Origin of the sequence: Bradyrhizobium guangdongense, from assembly GCF_004114975.1 — a bacterium.
Taxonomy (GTDB): Bacteria; Pseudomonadota; Alphaproteobacteria; order Rhizobiales; family Xanthobacteraceae; genus Bradyrhizobium; species Bradyrhizobium guangdongense.
On sequence record NZ_CP030051.1, the window covers coordinates 3,856,328 to 3,873,065 of the forward strand.

Sequence of the window (16,738 nt, forward strand, 5' to 3'; positions counted from 1 at the left end):
GGAACAAAGTGTCGCACTGCTGCATTCCCTTCGCACGAGATTGGAGGAGAACGAGATGAGGAAATATCTGTTTGCCGCTGCCATGATCACAGCTATCGCCGCGCCGGCGTTGGCCGACGAAGTTGGTGTCCATGTCGGTCCGGTCGGCGCCGGCGTCACGGTCGGAGAGTCCCACGAGTATCGTGACCGGGATCGCGACCGGACCACTGTCATCAAGGAGCGCCAGCCCGCCGACCGCACCACTGTGATCAAGAAGGAAGATGAGTTCGGTAACCGCAGCAAGACCGTGATTCATCACGACAACGACTGAATGAGCAGGGTCCCGGCCATGCATGCCGGGGCCCGCCTTCTTCGGTAAGACTTCGGGGTTGAATGAAGATACGCACGCATGCGGAAAGCCATGTCGTCGAACTCGACGACGGATCGTGCTGGCGGATTTTCCCTGGCGATCTCGCAGCAACCCTAAGCTGGAAGCCTGAAACGGATTTGTACCTGGAGTCGAGCGGCGACCGGGTGAGTTCGCATGTGCTGATCAATGCTATGGACAGCAGCCGCGTCCGCGTGATCGCCGCCGGCGAAAGCTGGCCCGATGGCGAAGTCAAGAACGTCTTGAAGGAGGGGTAGGGAGGACGGGGCTCGCCTAGTCTTCCTGTAACTCCGTCGCAACATTGGCAAGCCAGCGGCGAATGCTTGCCTCCGCTTTGGCATCGAGGCCGCTGGCCAGACGCTTCTCCAATGCGATCACGCGTTCCCGGCAGGTTTTCAGCAGCGCCGCGCCGCGCGGTGTCAGCGTCCATTGCTGAATGCGACCGTGGACAGGATGGGGCGTCATCAGGATCGCACCGTCGCGCGCAAGATTGCGGATGATCACCCCGACGGTCTGCGGGGTCAGGAAGGTGAGCCGGGCGACGTCGGCACCCGATAGTCCAGGATAAGCATTCAGCATGGTCAGCACGGCAAATTGCGGCGAGGTGACGCCGAGATCGGCCAGTGCGCGTTCCATCTTCAGCCGAACCGCGGCATGGGCCTGGCGCAAAAGATAGCCGAGATAACCCTGCTCGCCGCGCTTGCCTTCGCCGGGGGCGGGAACATGCACCGGGCCGTCGTTTGCAGGGCCAGGCGTTTTCCGCTGCGGTTGCGATCTTGTGATGCTGGCGGGCTTGCGTGTCATATAAGAGCTCTTATAAGATATAAGCAGTCTTATAATAGCACGAGGTGAACGGCAATGTCACATGCCCGCAGCGAATACGAAGATTTCAAGAGGATCGCGCCGGATGCGTATGATCTGGTGCTGGCGCTGGGGCAGGTCGCGGCCAAAGCCGGTCTCGACAAGCAGCTCCTCGAGCTTGTGAAGCTGCGCGCCTCCCAGATCAATGGCTGCGCCTTTTGCGTGCAGCACCACGTCCTGCTCTCCGAGCGGCTCGGGGTTCCGGTCGACAAGCTCCATCTTGTGGCAGTGTGGCGCGAGGCGCCGATTTACTCGGCGCGGGAGCGCGCGGCGCTGGCTTGGGCCGAGGCTCTGACGCTGCTCCCTGACGGTTTCGGCGATGAGGTGTATGCGGAAGTACAGCGCGAGTTCTCCGAGACCGAGCTGATGTACCTGACGTCAGCAATTGCCTCGATCAACGTTTGGAACCGGTTTGGCGCAGCCTTCCAATGGACGCCGGCGAAGCGACCGCCCGTGGCGTCCTGATCTAAACAAGGGGAGGTTGTGATGACCGCCACGAATTTGGCTACGCCGCTGCGCCCAATGCCGTTGCGCTCCGTCGCGCTTGCCGTCGTCGGCGGGCTGGCCTGCGCGATCGCGATCGGCAAGGCGCTGCCTGTGACGATGGACACCGTCACAGGCGCACTCGCGCCGCTCTGTGCCACGGCCGCGGAGAGCTCGCCGCTCGACAAGGTCGAGCCGATCGCTTCCTACCCGCTGCCGAATGTGCCGGGGAAGCGCGTCACCATCGTGCGCGTGTTCTATGGCCCGGGCGGGTTCTCGCGGCCGCACCGGCATGCCGGCTCGGTGACTGCTTACATCACAAAAGGCGAGATCCGCTCTCAGCTGGGGGGCGGGCCCGTCGAGACGTTTGGTGTCGGTCAGTCCTTTTTCGAGCCGCCAAGTGCGACACATCTGGTCTCGGCCAACGCGAGCACCACGGAGCCCGCAGAATTGATCGCGGTGTTCGTGGCCGATGAGGGCGCGCAGCTGACGACCTACCTGGAATAGTCGGCAACGGTATCCCGGATATTGCGTCGATCAGCCGGGATACCCATCGCACTGTGTTCTCAATTGCCTTCGCTGCTCGATCCCTCGCGCAGGTCGGGCTTGATCACGTCCTCAGGCAGCGCATGGGCGACCGGCTGCGGGGTGCTTGCGATCTCCGGGCCAATCTCGCGGCCACGGGCCCGGATCAGACGCTCATAGGCTGAGATCAGGGTGGCATAGGGGTTGACCCAGATCCAGCCGTCCCGGGTGAACACCTGGACGTCGAAATGCAGATGCATCGACGTGCCGGCGGGATGATCGAGGTAGTTCGAGACCACGCCGATCTTTTCGCCTTCGTTGACGATGCGGCCATTGAGCACGCCGCTGTCGTTCAACGCGTGCGGGTTCATGTGCATATAGCGGAAGCGGATGTGCTCGGTCCGGCTGTTGACCTCCAGCGTCGCGGCCTGGTCGCTGGGCGCGCGGATCACGACGGCGTCGCGTACTGCAACGACGCTGCGCTGCCTGGGATCGCAGGGCTCGTGATTGTCTCCGGAGGAGGGGCAGTTGGCGGCGCGGATGTCCTCGCCCTGGTGGCCATAGCCGCCGGCGCACTGCCACACTTCGAAGCTGCGCGACTCACAGAAATTGTCACGCCAGGGATAGGCGGTCGGCCCATCGGCCTTGTCGCGCTTGGCGTAGGATTGCGAATGCACGAAGGCCGGCGCTTTCTCGAGGGGAAAGCGGATCTGGGCGTAGGCCATCACATCGGGGTGGCCGCCCTGCTTGCGATAGCCGGTGTTCGGGATGATGTCGCCGCTCGGCCTGTAGCTGAAATCCGTCGACCGGTCGGCAGGACGATCGATCAAGTCGGAGGAGACGTCCATGAGCGGCCGCATGCGCTGGCCGCCAGCCACGTGCAGCGCCTTCAGGAAGCGCTCGGCAACGGGATAGGCCTCCTTGCAGGCAAGTCGCCGCGGCTTTGCGACGCTGTCCAGGCACTGGATCGACACGACATAAGCGGCGCCGAACCGCGTGAAGGCGTAGCGCAAAAAGCCTTCGCGGATGAACTTGCGCAGGTCGGGATAGGTGGTCGCAAGCGATTTGACGGGCTCTCCCTTGCCGCCAGCGGGATCGGCAATGTCGTAGACCAGCGCTGATCCCGTGATCTGGACTTCGACCGGTTTGGCAAAGGTTCGTGTCGGCATGCCGTCGCCGGCGCCAGGCTCGAGCGAAAACGTCGCGCTGTAGCCGGCAGGGCCGGCGTCGAACATGTCAACGGGATCGAAATCGGCCTGGTAGCGGGACACCGCGAGCTTCGTGCCGGGAGCGCTGCTGCGTTGCGCTTCGAGATAGGCGGCGGGATCGAACGGTAGCAATACGGGAATCGGGCTGCGGGTAATGCCGGTGAAGAATTGGGAGGAAACCGCGTTGAGCTGTACCAGTGCCGGCATCGCGCGGGGATCGAAGCGCGCCACCGAACGGCGCGGCACGAAGGTGAAATCGGCTGCGACCTGAGGGCGACTGTTGATCTCGGTACGGAGCTGGTCGAGCGCCGCGCGCCAATCGACGCGCAGAGCCGTGAGCGACGGGCTGCGGATTTCGTCCGCAGCCAGCGGTGTGACGGTCAAGAGCGACAGCGACGCCAGAAGCAGCGAGACGAAGCGGAACCTGTTCCCAACCACTGTCTCGCCCCCCGGCGGCACCTGCTTTGATTTCTCGCTTAGTCCTTGGCGCGCTCGGAGTAGGAGCCGTCTTCGGTCATCACCACGATCCGGGTGCCGACGGAGATGTGCGGCGGCACGGTGGTGCGGACGCCGTTCGAGAGCACGGCCGGCTTGTAGGAGGAAGAGGCGGTCTGACCCTTGGTCACAGGCTCAGTCTCGACCACTTCCAGTGTCACGCGCTGCGGCAGCGCGAGCGAGACGACGTTGACGTCGTGCAACGACAGCTTGACGGTCATGTCTGGCTGAAGATAGGCGGCCGCGTCGCCGACGACGTCCTTGGAAACCTGGACCTGATCGTAGGTCTCGGGGTTCATGAAGTGGAAGCCGTCGCCGTCTTCATACAGGAACGTGTAGTTGCGCTCTTCGATCGTGGCCTTTTCGACCTGGTCGGTGGTCTTGTAGCGTTCGGAGATCTTTACCCCGTCCGAGATTCGGCGCATTTCGATCTGGCTGACCGGAGTGCCCTTGCCGGGGTGGATGTTCTCGGCGCTCACGACGACATAGAGCTTGCCGTCTTGCTCGATCACGTTGCCTTTGCGAATAGAACTTGCGATGACTCTCAAAGCTATATTTCCTGCTTGCTTGGCCCGGCACCGGCCAGGACGTGGTCAAATCGATGGGGGACTTGGGGCCTCAAATCAGACCTCGGCGCCCGTTTCGGGCCGCAACATACTGATTTTGCCGTTGGATGCCAGCACTTTGCTGGCTCGCGGGGCGGTCGGTTAATGGCTGGGGACAAGCCAATCTCGCCGTTCTGGTCGTCCGGGAGGCACCTCGACCGGCGGCCTTTCCTCCAGGCCAGGGGCGCCATCACCGGGGCAATCAGGGGCTTTTTCGCCGAGCAGGGGTTCGTCGAGGTCGAAACCTCCGTCCTCCAGGTCTCTCCCGGCAACGAGACCCATCTGCACGCGCCCCGGACCGAGATCATGCGGCCAGACGGCAGCCGTGCCAGCCGGTATTTGCGGACCTCGCCGGAATTCGCCTGCAAGAAGCTGCTGGCAGCCGGGGAAGAGCGGATTTTCGAATTCGCCCGGGTATTCCGCGACCGTGAGCGCGGCGACCTGCATCTGCCCGAATTCACGATGCTGGAGTGGTACCGGGCCGACACCCCCTATGATGCCATCATGGCCGATACGGTGGTCGTCATCGCCACGGCCGCGCAGGCAACCGGCATCGGGACTTTCTCGTTCCGAGGCCGCACCGCCGACCCCTTCGCCGAACCGGAACTGCTGACGGTTGCGGGCGCTTTCGGCCGGTTCGCCGGGATCGACCTGCTGTCGACAATCTCGGGCAACGAGGGTAACCGTGCCGCGCTCGCCCAGGCGGCCGGCGGCAAAGTCCGCATCGCCGAGGATGACACCTGGTCGGACATTTTCAGCAAGGTCCTGGTCGAGCATGTCGAGCCGCATCTCGGGCAGGGGCGTTTGACCATTTTGTTCGAATACCCATCTCCCGAGGCGGCGCTGGCGCGGGTGAAGGCTGGCGATCCCAGGGTCGCCGAGCGGTTTGAGGTCTATGCCTGCGGAGTCGAGCTCGCCAACGGCTTTGGCGAACTCACCGACGCCGAGGAGCAGCGCAAGCGCTTCATGGAGGCCATGACGGAGAAGCAGCGCCGTTACGGCGAGACCTATCCGCTGGACGAGGACTTTTTGGCCGCGGTCGCCGCCATGCCGGAGGCGAGCGGCGTCGCGCTCGGGTTCGACCGACTGGTGATGCTGGCAAGCGGCGCAACACGGATCGATCAGGTGGTGTGGACGCCGCCTGCGGGTGAGAGATGACGAAAGCCGATCTTGCACGAACATTGCGTGAGCCGGCCGAGCTCGTAGCCGCGGACCTCGCGCCCGCGACGTTACTGCCCTCGCTCGAGAGAGTCGCTGCGCGCTACGCGGTTGCGATCACACCTGCGCTGGTCGAACTCATCGACACCTCTGATCCCGACGACCCTATCGCCCGTCAGTTCGTTCCGACGGCCGCGGAGCTGGAAATGCAACCGGGCGAGGACGCCGATCCGATCGGAGATCATCCACATTCGCCGGTTCCAGGGATCGTGCATCGTTACCCCGATCGCGTGCTGTTCAAGCTCGTTCACGTCTGCGCGGTCTATTGCCGTTTCTGCTTCCGCCGCGAGATGGTGGGGCCGGGCAAGGAGAACGCACTCTCGGACAGCGCCTATCGCGCGGCGGTCGACTATATCCGTGCGCATAGCGAGATCTGGGAGGTGATCCTGACCGGGGGGGATCCCCTGATGCTGTCGCCACGTCGGATGAGCGAGATCATGGCTGATCTCGCTGCGATCGATCACGTCAAGATCATCCGTCTTCACACGCGCGTGCCTGTCGCTGAACCCTTGCGCATCTCTGACGAGATGGTGGCTGCGTTGAAAGTCGAGGGCGCCACCACCTGGGTTGCGCTGCATGCCAACCATGCGCGCGAGCTGACGGAGTCGGCCCGCGCCGCCTGCGCGCGGCTGATCGATGCCGGCATTCCCATAGTGAGCCAGTCCGTGCTTTTGAGCGGCGTCAACGACAACGTCGCTGCTCTGTCGGATTTGATGCGGGCCTTCGTCGAGTGCCGGATCAAGCCGTACTACCTGCATCATGGCGATCTGGCGCCCGGCACCGCGCATCTGCGAACGACGCTGGCGCGTGGACAGGACTTGATGCGGGAGCTGCGCGGACGGGTGTCAGGACTGTGTCAGCCGGAATACGTGATCGATATCCCCGGGGGCGCCGGCAAATCGCCCGTGGGGCCAAATTATGTGTCGGCGGCGCAAAATACCGCAGCCGATGCGGGTGATGCGGTGACGGAAACGCGCTATCGTATCATCGACTATTGCGGCGACGTTCATTTCTATCCGCCCGAGACCTGAGTGGTCGCGGAGGAGACGTCGGGCTTGAGGAATGGAGGATCGAAGATGAAGAAGATCATGATGGCAGCATCGCTCGTGGTCTTGCTCGGCGGTATGGCGATTGCCCAACCCGCCACCAAGGGATCGCCCTCGGGCGGGGCCACGTCGGGAACGTTGCCGCAGGCCCCTGTCGGTCATCGCCAGCCGCGCGCGGGCGATGTGCCGAGCGAGAAGACTCTGGATCCAAACAATCCAGTGAACAAGGAAGACGCTCTGCTCGACAAGAAGATCAAGAGCATCTGCCGCGGCTGCTAGAGCGATAATTCGCAGCGGCGGGCAGGGCGCGAACAGCATCGCCCCGCCCGCCTTACACCGCGTTCTATGCGGAGCGCTCGTGTCGTCCGGCGCGCGCAGCGTTGCGGCGGATTTCGACCGCATCGGCGAGCTGATCGAGTACGCCTGCCGTGGTCGCCCAATCGATGCATCCGTCGGTGATGCTCTGGCCGTACAAAAGCGGCTTGCCCGCCACGACGTCCTGGCGGCCGGCGACCAGGTTGCTCTCGATCATCACCCCCATGATGCGGCTCTCGCCGCCGGAGATCTGGCCCGCGATGTCGGTCATGACCAGCGGCTGGTTCTCCGGCTTCTTGCTCGAATTGGCGTGGCTCGCATCCACCATCACCAGCGGCGCGACGCCGGATTTCGCCAGCTCGTTGCAGGCCGCCGCGACGCTCGCCGCGTCGAAGTTCGGCTTAGCTCCGCCGCGCAGGATGATGTGACAGTCCTCGTTGCCCGCGGTCGAGGCGATCGCCGAGCGGCCGAGTTTTGTGACGGCCATGAAATGATGCGGATGCGAGGCCGATTTCACCGCGTCCGCGGCAATACGAACATTACCATCAGTGCCGTTCTTGAAGCCGACCGGGCAGGACAGGCCCGAAGCCAGCTCGCGGTGAATCTGGCTCTCGGTCGTGCGTGCGCCGATCGCGGCCCAGGAGACGAGATCCGCAATGTATTGCGGCGTCGTCATGTCGAGGAATTCGGTGCCGGCGGGCAGGCCGAGATTGTTGATGGCCGACAGCACGTTGCGCGCGAGCCGCAGGCCCTTGTTGATGTCGAAGCTGCCATCGAGATCGGGATCGTTGATGAGTCCCTTCCAGCCGACCGTGGTGCGCGGCTTCTCGAAATAGACCCGCATCACGATCTCGAGTTGATCGGCGAGGTCCTCACGCAGTTTGGCAAGACGCTCGGCGTAGTCGAGCGCAGCCATGGGATCATGCACCGAGCAGGGGCCGACCACGACCAGAAGCCGGTCGTCCTGGCCATTGAGAATGGCGTGAATGGCGTTACGGGCTGCCATCACCACGCGGGTGGCCGTGAGGGTGCGCGGGACTTCCCGCATCACATCCTCCGGCGTGCTCAGCTCTTTCAGTTCGCGGATACGAAGATCGTCGGTCGTGCTCAGCACGGCGGGCTCCTGTCTGTTTCGAGAACCTGCCGGCAATAAAAAAGCCGCCAGGTCTGGCGGCTGTTCGGACGTTTGCTTCAATATTTCAGATTGAGCGCGATCCTCCTGCCGCCAGCGAGCTGTCGTAGCTAAAGTACCAAAAGTAGCTGGTGGCGATGGTGATCATGAAAGGCCATATAGCGCGCCGTTGGCGCCTTGTCACCCCCCCACTCGGCGCGAGGGACTTCGAGGCAGCTCAACTGTTGCTTTTGCGCGCCGCCAGAGCCATGCCGATCAGGGTGGCGCCGCCGAACAGCAGATTGATACCGACGAGCACGCCGACGGCCCATTCCGCCGAGCTCGGCAATCCCGTGATCACCATGAACGCGATCGCGATGTCGACCAGGCCAGAGACCAGGAGCCACGACCAGCGGCCGCTGAGCTCGCGACGGTGCTCGAGCGCATACATGATGGTGGTGACGCCCTCGGCGAGGAAGTAGGCGCCGAGCACGATGGTGAGTGTCAGCACGGCCTGCATCGGGCGGGCCAGGAGGAGCATGCCCGTCAGCGTTGCGAGGGCCGCCGAGATCAGCGACCACCAGAAGCCCGGTGCGTGGCGCGCCCAATAGGTTGCGATCAGTCCGCCGATGCCGCTGATCAGGAACATCCAGCCGAGGAAGATCGCGGTCGCAAGGCTTGCGAGCGGCGGCAGGACCAGTGCGGCAACACCGAGGATGGCGAGCAGGATGCCCTCGAACAGAAATGCTTTCCAATGCGCCTTGACTGCCTCGCTCATCGCGGATTGCAATCGTGAAAATTCGTCGGGCGATGTCATTGGCAGGCTCCAAGATCGACGGGCGTGTGCTCAATCTAGTATGCGCGCGGTGCGCTCGCCATCCCGCGAGCTTACCCGCCGCCGGGTGCCGAGGAAAAGCCTTCCGCGCTGGTCCGGATACGGTTGCGGCCAAGAATGTAGATCGCCGTTGTGACAATCAGAAGGGCAAGGCCGAGCAGGATGGAGGTGAGCCCGATCGGGATCAAGGCCAATGTCAGATTGCGCTCGGGGTTGACTAGCCAGTGATGGATCGAGGTCAGCACGAAGGCCAGGCCGAGGAAGCCGACGCCGCCGCCGGCGAGCAGCAGTGCCCACATCCGCCGCAACTGGCTGAGCCGCTCCCGTGCGACGTCGGTCCGGGGCGCGTGATGGCGAGCGACGCGCCGGACCAGGCGAATTGCGAAAGCGATCGAGCTGAAGCCGATCAGCAGGCTCGCGCCGCCCAGCCACATCCGCAGTGTCGGATCGAGATCCGGCATCTGTTGCAGGGTGAGCAGCGGGAAGTCGAAGGCCGAATGCAACGCCAGCGGGCCTGCCAGCATCAACAGCCGACTGGAGAGACGGGCCCAGTCGCGATGGCGGCGGTTCGCGCCCAGTGCGGTGCCGGCACGCGCGATCGTGAGGTAAGCGCCGGCAATGATGCCGAGTGCACCATGGAACGGCACAGTGAGCACGCTGCGCAAGGCCGCCAGCGAGCGCCACATCTCGGCATGCTGCACGAGATAAGCGAGATTCTCGTAGGCGGCGAAGCCAAGCCCGACGGCGGCGCCGTAGACCACGGTATCCATCGGATTGGCGAAGGTCCGCCGCTTGGTCGAGGAGACCAGCACGATGGCGATGACCTTGACCGCTTCCTCCGGTAACGCGACGCCGAAGATCGAATGCATGGCCAGCGCCGCCCATGGGTTATCGGGCGAGGCGACCATCTTGGCGAAGGGGGCGCGTGCAAGGCCCAGCAGCGAGATGCTGGCCGCACCGAGCAGGAACGCAGTCCAAACCTGCGTCGGCGGCCCCGGCCGTTCCTCGGCGGCGATGACGAGCCACAGCATCAGCAGCGCCGGGGCGATGGCGGCCGTTCCGATGACAGTGGGTAACGCTTCAATCAGGTACATCGGCGCCGAAAATAGGTTCCCCTGGTCTGCTTATCTACGTCTCCCGATGCGACCATCTGTCATGCGCTCGCTGTCCCGTCGATTAACAAGCGGGACAGCCAGCGTTCATCAATCCCGGTCATTCGGGCAGAATGCAAGCGCAATCAAGTGCGTGACGGAGCCTTTTCGTCATCCATGGCAGCAATCGCCGCCACGCTGACGGGAAGCGATTGCCGAGTTGGATCAACGAATTACGGGGGGCTTTTTGGATTCAATGGGTAGAAAGGGGCGGCGGGGCGTCGGGCGCGATGTCGAAAGCGCCGAGATGGAATTCCTCGCCGACGGTCGCGTCGGGCTCGGGATGGTGCGCAAGCAAAGTGAATGCGGCTTGCGGGTACTGCTTCCAGATATCGAGGTCGCCGGCTGTGATGGTGAGCCAGCCGAACGTGTACATGTAGCGCCCGGGCTCGGTGACCCGGCCGACCCTGTCCCAGGTAATTTTGTTGACTGCCATTCGGTCCCCCGATCGCAAGTCAGCTAGAGCGCCCGGCTGCGGCGCGAACGTTTCAAGGCTGATCCTGCAATGGGGCGGCGGTAGGGCGGCGTTGGGTGGGGCTCAAGCCGGTTGCGGCACGGCCGAGCGGACGATCAAGCGCACGAGCTCGTCGCGCTGCTGCTTCTCGGCGAACTTCACGGCAAAGCCATTGTCGAATTTGCGGATGACGCGCCCGACGCAGGCCCCGACCGCCAGAGCCGTTCCGATCGGCGGATCGTATTCGCAGGAGATCGCGACGCCGGCCGTGGAGACGTCGATGATGAAGCAGGAATGGCTGCTGCCGTCGGCGAGTGTCAGGACGGTGTGCGAGGCCTGGGGGACGAAGCGCGCGTCGCGCCGCAGCTCCCGGATGCTGTCGTCCTTCTGCTTCTTTTCGAGCCAGGTCAGTTTTTCCGACATCCAGGCGCGTCGCGCTCGCGTCATGTCGAGCTCCATCAGGAAACCCGACTTGAGCGTCGCGCTGATGGTGCATTGGAATTCGCCGAAGTCCTGGAAATAGGAGGTCACGCGCTCGCCGATCTTGCCGACGACCGGCACGTCCACGATCATGCGGAACGGCGAAACGCGCTTGGTGCGGCACGCGAAATTTCGCAGCTTTCCCTCGCAATCGTACCAGCGATGCAGCGAATAGCTGCCGTCCACGCTGACTTCCACTGCGCGCTGCCTCAGGAACTCTGCGACGGACATGGGCGCTAAATTGTGCTTCTGATTGTTTCCGTAATTCCACGGTAGCAATCAAATTCTAAGCAAATGATACCGGGACTCAGGAGCAGGGGTAAATTTCTGGTAAATGGACAGGGCGGTGGTGTGCCGGGAGGGCGGCGACAAAACGTCCCGGTGTGCGCGGCGGCTTCCCGGGCGAAACGGTGAGGGAATGAGAGGGACTGCTTGGCGCTCCCTAGCGGAATCGAACCGCTCTCTCCACCGTGAAAGAGATGAGAATAGGTCCATAGCCATCCACTCCTGTCCAAATAGCCAAATTTAATCAACAGAATCTGCCACATAAGGACATGCCAGTCCATTGACGTCTAGCCATGGATATTGGACAAGTGTTGGACACGAAGCGTTCTCAACCTTGTCAGGGTGGATGCGATGGCCCGCACAGTGCGCGACGCGAACCTCGAAAAGCGAGAAGCCCGCAGGCGCCTGGAGGCGCGCGGCAAGCCCTATTACCGAGTGATGGAGGAGGGCGTTCACCTCGGCTACCGGCGGCTGAAGGCCGGCGCCGGCAACTGGGTCGTGCGCAGCTACGTCGGTGATCAGAAATACGAGGTCGAGACCATCGGCCCGGCCGACGATCTGTCCGACGCCGACGGCGTGAAGATCCTCAGCTTCTCGCAGGCGCAGGCGAAGGCGCGCGAGCTGATGGTCGACCGCGCCCACAAAGCCGCCGGCAAGGCTGGCCCGCTCACCGTGAGGGCCGCGGTCGACGCTTACATCGAATTCCTTGAAGCCAAGCGCAAGTCAGCGAAGTTCAGCCGCTACGCCGCGGACGCGTTCATCCTGCCGGTGCTCGGCGAGATCGAGGCGAAAGACCTCACGAAGGATCGGATCGAGACCTGGCACCACGGCCTCGCCAAGGTTGGCGCGCGCATCCGGGTGAAGAAGGGGGACGAGCAACGCTTCAGGGAGGTCGATGACCCGGAGGAGCACCAGCGGCGCCGCCGGTCGACCGCCAACCGCATTTTGACCGTTCTCAAGGCTGCGCTGAACAAGGCTTGGCGCGAGGAGAAGGTCCCCAGCGATGCCGCGTGGCGCGCCGTCGAGCCGTTCAAGGGCGTGGACGCGGCCCGGGTGCGATATCTCGAGCTCGCCGAGGTGACGCGGCTGCTCAACGCCTCAGACGCGGATTTCCGCCGCTTGGCTCGCGGCGCCGTCGAGACCGGCGCGCGCTATGGCGAACTCACGCGGTTGAAGGTCGTCGACTTCAGCCACAACAGCGGCACGGTTTCCATTCGGAAATCCAAGTCGAGCAAGGCGCGGCATATCCACCTCACCGAGGACGGCGTCGCGTTCTTCCGTTCGATCACCGCCGGCCGCGCAGGGACCGCCTTCCTGTTCCTCAAGGACAATGGCCAACCCTGGCTGAAGGACCACCAGAAGGATCCCATGCGCGATGCCTGTGCGCGGGCGAAGATCGATCCGCCGATGGGCTTCCATGGTCTGCGGCACACGTGGGCCTCGCATGCTGTGATGAACGGCGTGCCGCTGATGGTCGTGGCGAAAAACCTCGGGCACAGCGACACCCGCATGGTGGAGAAACACTACGGGCATCTCGCGCCGTCCTATGTCGCTGACGCAATCCGCGCGGGTGCGCCGCGGTTCGGCGTGATTGAAGATGGAAACGTGGCGCCGATGCAACCAGTGGCCACGGCTTCGTGATGGTCGCGGGGGCGTCTCGATGGATGACGATACTGTCAAATACATAGCTGACTTTCTCAAGCCATGGAGGATTCAGCAGAAGCAACTGCCGACGGGGCATCTGGTGGAGAAGTCAAAAGCCGAACTGCTTGCCGAAATCTCCGCCGCTGTACAGCGAGAGATCGATCGCCTTCGCGAACTCGCTCCTGACTACTTTAGCCGCAGCGCAATTCAAAATACGCGCCAGCAGGCTCGCGAGATCGTAGCAGCGATTGATCAGCTAACTTTGTTATTGTCCGCAAAAACACTGTCACCGGAGCTTCGATTGCGCCTCGGGTTGGATCTGCCTTCTCCCAGGGCGCTCGACGCGCTTCATGAGGTGCGCAGGCTGTGTCAGGCAGCGGATGACGATCAGCCGGGCGCTGACCAAGTCAAATTCTGGTGCGTGACCGTCGCGCTAAATCTGATGCTTCGTTTTTCGCAGAAAAGGCCGACCGCGGGATCGATCAAAACGCCATTCTGCGCCATTGCCGGCCTACTGTACCAGAGCGTCACCGGCGACGAGGAAAACCTCCGGAGCATCTGTCAGGCGGTGCTTCGGCCATACCAAGAAATAGACATCCTCCCAACCTAGCAGATTTCATGGCCGGATTTTCTCGCGCCGTCTGCTAAGGCCAGAAAGCAACCAGTCCACCGTCATCCCAAGGTTCACCAGTCACCTTGGATGGAAGGCAATGGACAAGACCCCTAACACGGCCCTGAAACGATCCTTTCGGGTGGAGGAATTCGCCGCCCGGAATTCGATCTCGAGATCGCAAGTCTACATCGAGCTGAAAGAAGGTCGCCTCAACGCGCGAAAAGTTGGTAGTGCAACCCTCATCACGATTGAGGACGAAACCGCTTGGCTGGCCTCCCTGCCGCAAGCGAATCCGAGCCACGGCGAGCGGGTGGCGTGACGATGGCAAAACGTCCTGAGCTCGCCGAGGCAATCCCGTTCCGGTTTTTCAAGAACCGCCGAAAGGATGTGGTCGCCGTCACGCTCCAGCCGTTCACGCCGGCAGGCAAGGAAACAATCAACGTCGTCGATGTTCGACTGTTCGCGATGGACAGGTCGGGGGCTAACGTGCCGACGCCCAAGGGCGTTTCGATGTCCGTGAACCGGCTGCCCGACCTGCATGAGGCCGTAACCAAGGCGCTTAAGAAAGCGCAAGAGCTTGGTCTGCTCGACGGTGGGGATGATGAATGAGCGGTCCGGCAAAACCAACCGCGGACATCGTGAACCTCGTCGACGTGTTGCATGATCTCGCCGACAGCAAAGCGTATCGCTATGCGCACCATCAGATCGAATTGCCCGATGCCGTCGACGAGTTGCAGCGGTTAGCCGAGCGCACCGGGCTGACCGCCGATCAAGATCTCGTGCAGAATGTGATTGCAGGCCCCTTCGCGTGGGTGCGCGGTCACCTCCAGGACAACGCCGCGCAAGATTGCGACCTTCCTGAGCCGCACGGCGAAAATCTCCCGCCGGATTACGCCTCGCAGTTAGTGAAGCGGTTCGAGTTGGATGACCCGCGCGACGCGTGGAAACACACGGGCGAGTTGCCGCCTACCGCTGACTTCCGCAATGGTCCGATTGGGCCAGAGCGAGCAGGCAAGCCGCACTCCTACAAACCAGCCGACAGCACGGTCGATGCTTTTCTTAACCTTGTCCGTCTCGGTGATCGCGAGCGCTTGCGGATCTGGCTCGACGATCATCGCCGCGATGCACCGTACCTGCTCGAATATCTGAGGGCCGTATGATCGCGCCAGCCACCAAAGCTATCGCATTCGAGGCGTTTGCCGACCTTGGTCTCGGTGGACCTCAGCAACAGCGGGAATCCCATGTCGTCGACCGCGACGACAACGCGCCGCGGCCGCCGGCCTTCACCGACGAGGCTATCGCGCTGCGTTTTGCCGAGCAGCACCGAAATGACCTGCGCTACGTCGCCACGTGGGGCAGGTGGATGATTTGGGACGGACGCAAATGGGGGGCGGACGAGACGCTCGCCGGCTTCGATTATGCCCGCATGATCTGTCGCGCGGCCGCGGCCGAATGCAACAAGCCGAAGGTCGCCGCCAATCTAGCCAGTGCAAAGACTGTCGCGGCCGTCGAAAGGTTGGCGAAGGCGGATCGCGCTATCGCCGCGACGGCTACGCAGTGGGACGCGGATAACTGGCTGTTGAACACTCCCGATTGCGTCATCGATCTCAGAACAGGTGCGAGGCGCGCACACTGTGCGGACGACTACCTCACCAGCATCACGTCAGTCTCGCCGGGTGGCTCCTGTCCGCTGTTCCAGCGGTTTCTGACCAGGGTCACTGACGGCGATGCTGAGCTCCAGGCGTTTCTCAAACGAGTCGCCGGGTACGCCCTGACGGGCTCGACGAGCGCCCAGGCGCTGTTCTTCTGCTACGGCACTGGCGGCAACGGCAAGGGCGTGTTCATCAACGCGGTCTCCGGCATCCTGAATGACTATCACAAGACATCGCCTATCGAGACTTTCACCGCCTCGTCCTTTGCTCAGCACCCGACCGAGCTCGCCGGCCTGCGCGGCGCGCGACTGGTGACGGCAAACGAGACTGAAGAAAATCGCCGCTGGGCCGAGGCCCGGATCAAAGCGCTCACCGGTGGCGATCGTATCTCAGCTCGCTTCATGCGGCAGGACTTCTTTGAGTTCACGCCACAATTCAAGCTGCTCATTGCCGGCAACCACAAACCCGGCCTCCGGTCGGTCGATGAAGCCATGAGGCGCCGCTTCCACCTCATACCTTTCACGGTGACCATCCCGAAGGAGGAGCGGGACCCGGACCTGACCGACAAGATCCGTGCCGAGTGGCCCGGCATTCTGTCGTGGATGATCGAGGGCTGTCTGGAGTGGCAACGCATCGGCCTGGCACCGCCGGCGGCAGTCACAAAGGCGACGGCCGAATATCTCAGCTCCGAGGACATCGTCGGGAGTTGGATCGACGACCGCTGCAAACGCGAGCCCAATGCATGGACCTCGTCAGCCGCGCTCTACAGTGATTGGAAGGCTTGGGCCGATGCCTCCAGCGAACAGGCTGGCAGCACCAAGACGTTCACACAGAAGCTCGTCGATCGAGGATTTGTGCCTCACCGCCTCAATTCAGGACGTGGCTTCTACGGTCTCCGGCTGCTGTCAGATATGCCCGAAACCACGGGAGACTACGGAAAGTGACACATGTGACACGAGATCAGTTTATCCACGTTACACGCGCGCGCGTGACGGCGATAAGTAGGCGTCCCGTCACATGTGTCACCGATGGGGTTGAAGGAGCTCCTCATCGGTGCAGTGCGCGTAACCAGGCAGCTCGCATGCTTTGGTCCGACAGTATGCCGGCGATCGGCGAGGGTGATAACAGTTACCCCAGCCGGTCATCTTCACTTCGGCAGGGTGGAGTAGCGATGCAAAAAGCGCCGCGATCTACGCAAGTTCACTCGGTCGTGTCCAACAAGCGTCCAATATGTGCGGTGGCGGAAGGGATTTCGCGCGCGGGTGCCAACTCAGTCTTTCACTCTGTTGAAGCAGTCCAGGCGCGCGCGAGGCTGCCGATCACTGGTGAACCGTCTCATTTTTCTAACTGCCTGATTTTGCTACAAAAAAGACCTGGGTGGGGTGCCGGT

At 62.9% G+C, this 16,738-nt stretch carries 21 protein-coding genes; 13 read left to right on the top strand and 8 right to left on the bottom strand.

Going from position 1 to position 16,738, the window contains the following annotated elements; translation table 11 throughout:
* The first annotated feature begins 55 nt into the window (after window positions 1-55).
* On the top strand, window positions 56-310 hold the full coding sequence (locus tag X265_RS18385; RefSeq protein WP_128966087.1) for a hypothetical protein: 255 nt from the start codon (window positions 56-58) through the stop codon (window positions 308-310).
* Window positions 311-372: 62 nt separating this feature from the next.
* Window positions 373-624 carry a hypothetical protein gene (locus X265_RS18390; RefSeq protein WP_128966088.1) on the top strand — a complete coding sequence of 84 codons (252 nt, stop codon included), beginning with the start codon at window positions 373-375 and terminating at the stop codon, window positions 622-624.
* A 16-nt stretch (window positions 625-640) separates the two neighbouring features.
* Here X265_RS18390 and X265_RS18395 read toward each other — a convergent pair whose 3' ends face one another.
* Window positions 641-1,171, bottom strand: coding sequence for a MarR family winged helix-turn-helix transcriptional regulator (locus X265_RS18395; protein ID WP_128966089.1), 531 nt, complete (start codon window positions 1,169-1,171; stop codon window positions 641-643).
* A 54-nt stretch (window positions 1,172-1,225) separates the two neighbouring features.
* On the opposite strand from X265_RS18395, the gene X265_RS18400 reads away from it, so the two are divergent.
* Together X265_RS18400 and X265_RS18405 are read left to right on the top strand one after the other, a co-directional pair.
* Entirely contained in the window at window positions 1,226-1,693 is a 468-nt protein-coding gene (locus X265_RS18400; RefSeq protein WP_128966090.1) for a carboxymuconolactone decarboxylase family protein, read from the top strand.
* 21 nt (window positions 1,694-1,714) lie between these two features.
* Window positions 1,715-2,218: a cupin domain-containing protein gene (locus X265_RS18405; RefSeq protein WP_128966091.1), complete on the top strand. Its 504-nt coding sequence runs from the start codon at window positions 1,715-1,717 to the stop codon at window positions 2,216-2,218.
* Between the two features lie 59 nt (window positions 2,219-2,277).
* On the opposite strand, the gene X265_RS18410 is transcribed toward X265_RS18405, so the two are convergent.
* Window positions 2,278-3,903: a M23 family metallopeptidase gene (locus tag X265_RS18410; RefSeq protein WP_128966092.1), complete on the bottom strand. Its 1,626-nt coding sequence runs from the start codon at window positions 3,901-3,903 to the stop codon at window positions 2,278-2,280.
* Between the two features lie 17 nt (window positions 3,904-3,920).
* Window positions 3,921-4,487, bottom strand: coding sequence for an elongation factor P (gene efp, locus X265_RS18415; RefSeq protein ID WP_092301496.1), 567 nt, complete (start codon window positions 4,485-4,487; stop codon window positions 3,921-3,923).
* A 162-nt stretch (window positions 4,488-4,649) separates the two neighbouring features.
* Between efp and epmA the strand changes: the two genes are divergently transcribed.
* The 3 genes from epmA to X265_RS18430 are packed head-to-tail and all read left to right on the top strand — an operon-like array spanning window position 4,650 to window position 7,087.
* Window positions 4,650-5,702 (top strand): EF-P lysine aminoacylase EpmA, encoded by a 1,053-nt coding sequence (gene epmA / locus X265_RS18420; RefSeq protein WP_128966093.1) that lies wholly within the window; start codon window positions 4,650-4,652, stop codon window positions 5,700-5,702.
* On the top strand, window positions 5,699-6,793 hold the full coding sequence (locus X265_RS18425) for a lysine-2,3-aminomutase-like protein (protein WP_128966094.1): 1,095 nt from the start codon (window positions 5,699-5,701) through the stop codon (window positions 6,791-6,793). The genes epmA and X265_RS18425 overlap by 4 nt, the downstream gene beginning before the upstream one ends.
* 45 nt (window positions 6,794-6,838) lie before the next feature.
* Entirely contained in the window at window positions 6,839-7,087 is a 249-nt protein-coding gene (locus X265_RS18430) for a hypothetical protein (protein ID WP_128966095.1), read from the top strand.
* 64 nt (window positions 7,088-7,151) lie between these two features.
* Here X265_RS18430 and X265_RS18435 read toward each other — a convergent pair whose 3' ends face one another.
* The 5 genes from X265_RS18435 to X265_RS18455 all read right to left on the bottom strand — a co-directional run bounded on the left by X265_RS18435 (window position 7,152) and on the right by X265_RS18455 (window position 11,385).
* Complete coding sequence (locus X265_RS18435) at window positions 7,152-8,237, bottom strand: 3-deoxy-7-phosphoheptulonate synthase (RefSeq protein ID WP_128966096.1); 1,086 nt, start codon at window positions 8,235-8,237, stop codon at window positions 7,152-7,154.
* Window positions 8,238-8,472: 235 nt separating this feature from the next.
* A complete protein-coding gene (locus tag X265_RS18440) occupies window positions 8,473-9,051 on the bottom strand; it encodes an HdeD family acid-resistance protein (protein WP_128966097.1) in 579 nt (192 codons plus the stop codon).
* A 71-nt stretch (window positions 9,052-9,122) separates the two neighbouring features.
* Window positions 9,123-10,163 carry a PrsW family glutamic-type intramembrane protease gene (locus X265_RS18445; protein ID WP_128966098.1) on the bottom strand — a complete coding sequence of 347 codons (1,041 nt, stop codon included), beginning with the start codon at window positions 10,161-10,163 and terminating at the stop codon, window positions 9,123-9,125.
* A gap of 250 nt (window positions 10,164-10,413) precedes the next feature.
* A complete protein-coding gene (locus X265_RS40550; RefSeq protein WP_164938660.1) occupies window positions 10,414-10,656 on the bottom strand; it encodes a hypothetical protein in 243 nt (80 codons plus the stop codon).
* 102 nt (window positions 10,657-10,758) lie between these two features.
* A complete protein-coding gene (locus tag X265_RS18455) occupies window positions 10,759-11,385 on the bottom strand; it encodes a PilZ domain-containing protein (RefSeq protein ID WP_128966099.1) in 627 nt (208 codons plus the stop codon).
* A gap of 405 nt (window positions 11,386-11,790) precedes the next feature.
* Here X265_RS18455 and X265_RS18460 point away from each other — a divergent pair, with 405 nt between their 5' ends.
* The 6 genes from X265_RS18460 to X265_RS18485 all read left to right on the top strand — a co-directional run bounded on the left by X265_RS18460 (window position 11,791) and on the right by X265_RS18485 (window position 16,292).
* Complete coding sequence (locus X265_RS18460) at window positions 11,791-13,080, top strand: tyrosine-type recombinase/integrase (protein WP_128966100.1); 1,290 nt, start codon at window positions 11,791-11,793, stop codon at window positions 13,078-13,080.
* A gap of 19 nt (window positions 13,081-13,099) precedes the next feature.
* On the top strand, window positions 13,100-13,693 hold the full coding sequence (locus tag X265_RS18465; protein WP_128966101.1) for a hypothetical protein: 594 nt from the start codon (window positions 13,100-13,102) through the stop codon (window positions 13,691-13,693).
* A gap of 100 nt (window positions 13,694-13,793) precedes the next feature.
* The gene (locus X265_RS18470) at window positions 13,794-14,015 is read left to right on the top strand and encodes a DNA-binding protein (protein ID WP_208764252.1); all 222 of its coding nucleotides are present in this window, start codon (window positions 13,794-13,796) and stop codon (window positions 14,013-14,015) included.
* Window positions 14,016-14,017: 2 nt separating this feature from the next.
* Window positions 14,018-14,305 carry a hypothetical protein gene (locus tag X265_RS18475; protein ID WP_128966102.1) on the top strand — a complete coding sequence of 96 codons (288 nt, stop codon included), beginning with the start codon at window positions 14,018-14,020 and terminating at the stop codon, window positions 14,303-14,305.
* Entirely contained in the window at window positions 14,302-14,856 is a 555-nt protein-coding gene (locus X265_RS18480; protein WP_244659331.1) for a hypothetical protein, read from the top strand. Before X265_RS18475 ends, X265_RS18480 begins: the two co-directional genes overlap by 4 nt.
* The gene (locus X265_RS18485) at window positions 14,853-16,292 is read left to right on the top strand and encodes a phage/plasmid primase, P4 family (protein ID WP_128966103.1); all 1,440 of its coding nucleotides are present in this window, start codon (window positions 14,853-14,855) and stop codon (window positions 16,290-16,292) included. The genes X265_RS18480 and X265_RS18485 overlap by 4 nt, the downstream gene beginning before the upstream one ends.
* Window positions 16,293-16,738 lie beyond the last annotated feature (446 nt).

What these genes read in the sequence shown, in the direction of transcription:
- X265_RS18485 (WP_128966103.1), top strand. Translation starts at nt 14,853, where the DNA reads ATGATCGCGCCAGCCACCAAAGCTATCGCATTCGAGGCGTTTGCCGAC.
- X265_RS18465 (WP_128966101.1), top strand. Translation starts at nt 13,100, where the DNA reads ATGGATGACGATACTGTCAAATACATAGCTGACTTTCTCAAGCCATGG.
- X265_RS18480 (WP_244659331.1), top strand. Translation starts at nt 14,302, where the DNA reads ATGAGCGGTCCGGCAAAACCAACCGCGGACATCGTGAACCTCGTCGAC.
- X265_RS18385 (WP_128966087.1), top strand. Translation starts at nt 56, where the DNA reads ATGAGGAAATATCTGTTTGCCGCTGCCATGATCACAGCTATCGCCGCG.
- X265_RS18400 (WP_128966090.1), top strand. Translation starts at nt 1,226, where the DNA reads ATGTCACATGCCCGCAGCGAATACGAAGATTTCAAGAGGATCGCGCCG.
- X265_RS18445 (WP_128966098.1), bottom strand. Translation starts at nt 10,163, where the DNA reads ATGTACCTGATTGAAGCGTTACCCACTGTCATCGGAACGGCCGCCATC.
- X265_RS18405 (WP_128966091.1), top strand. Translation starts at nt 1,715, where the DNA reads ATGACCGCCACGAATTTGGCTACGCCGCTGCGCCCAATGCCGTTGCGC.
- X265_RS18390 (WP_128966088.1), top strand. Translation starts at nt 373, where the DNA reads ATGAAGATACGCACGCATGCGGAAAGCCATGTCGTCGAACTCGACGAC.
- X265_RS18460 (WP_128966100.1), top strand. Translation starts at nt 11,791, where the DNA reads ATGGCCCGCACAGTGCGCGACGCGAACCTCGAAAAGCGAGAAGCCCGC.
- X265_RS18425 (WP_128966094.1), top strand. Translation starts at nt 5,699, where the DNA reads ATGACGAAAGCCGATCTTGCACGAACATTGCGTGAGCCGGCCGAGCTC.
- X265_RS18440 (WP_128966097.1), bottom strand. Translation starts at nt 9,051, where the DNA reads ATGACATCGCCCGACGAATTTTCACGATTGCAATCCGCGATGAGCGAG.
- X265_RS18470 (WP_208764252.1), top strand. Translation starts at nt 13,794, where the DNA reads ATGGACAAGACCCCTAACACGGCCCTGAAACGATCCTTTCGGGTGGAG.
- X265_RS40550 (WP_164938660.1), bottom strand. Translation starts at nt 10,656, where the DNA reads ATGGCAGTCAACAAAATTACCTGGGACAGGGTCGGCCGGGTCACCGAG.
- X265_RS18475 (WP_128966102.1), top strand. Translation starts at nt 14,018, where the DNA reads ATGGCAAAACGTCCTGAGCTCGCCGAGGCAATCCCGTTCCGGTTTTTC.
- X265_RS18395 (WP_128966089.1), bottom strand. Translation starts at nt 1,171, where the DNA reads ATGACACGCAAGCCCGCCAGCATCACAAGATCGCAACCGCAGCGGAAA.
- X265_RS18430 (WP_128966095.1), top strand. Translation starts at nt 6,839, where the DNA reads ATGAAGAAGATCATGATGGCAGCATCGCTCGTGGTCTTGCTCGGCGGT.
- X265_RS18455 (WP_128966099.1), bottom strand. Translation starts at nt 11,385, where the DNA reads ATGTCCGTCGCAGAGTTCCTGAGGCAGCGCGCAGTGGAAGTCAGCGTG.
- epmA (WP_128966093.1), top strand. Translation starts at nt 4,650, where the DNA reads ATGGCTGGGGACAAGCCAATCTCGCCGTTCTGGTCGTCCGGGAGGCAC.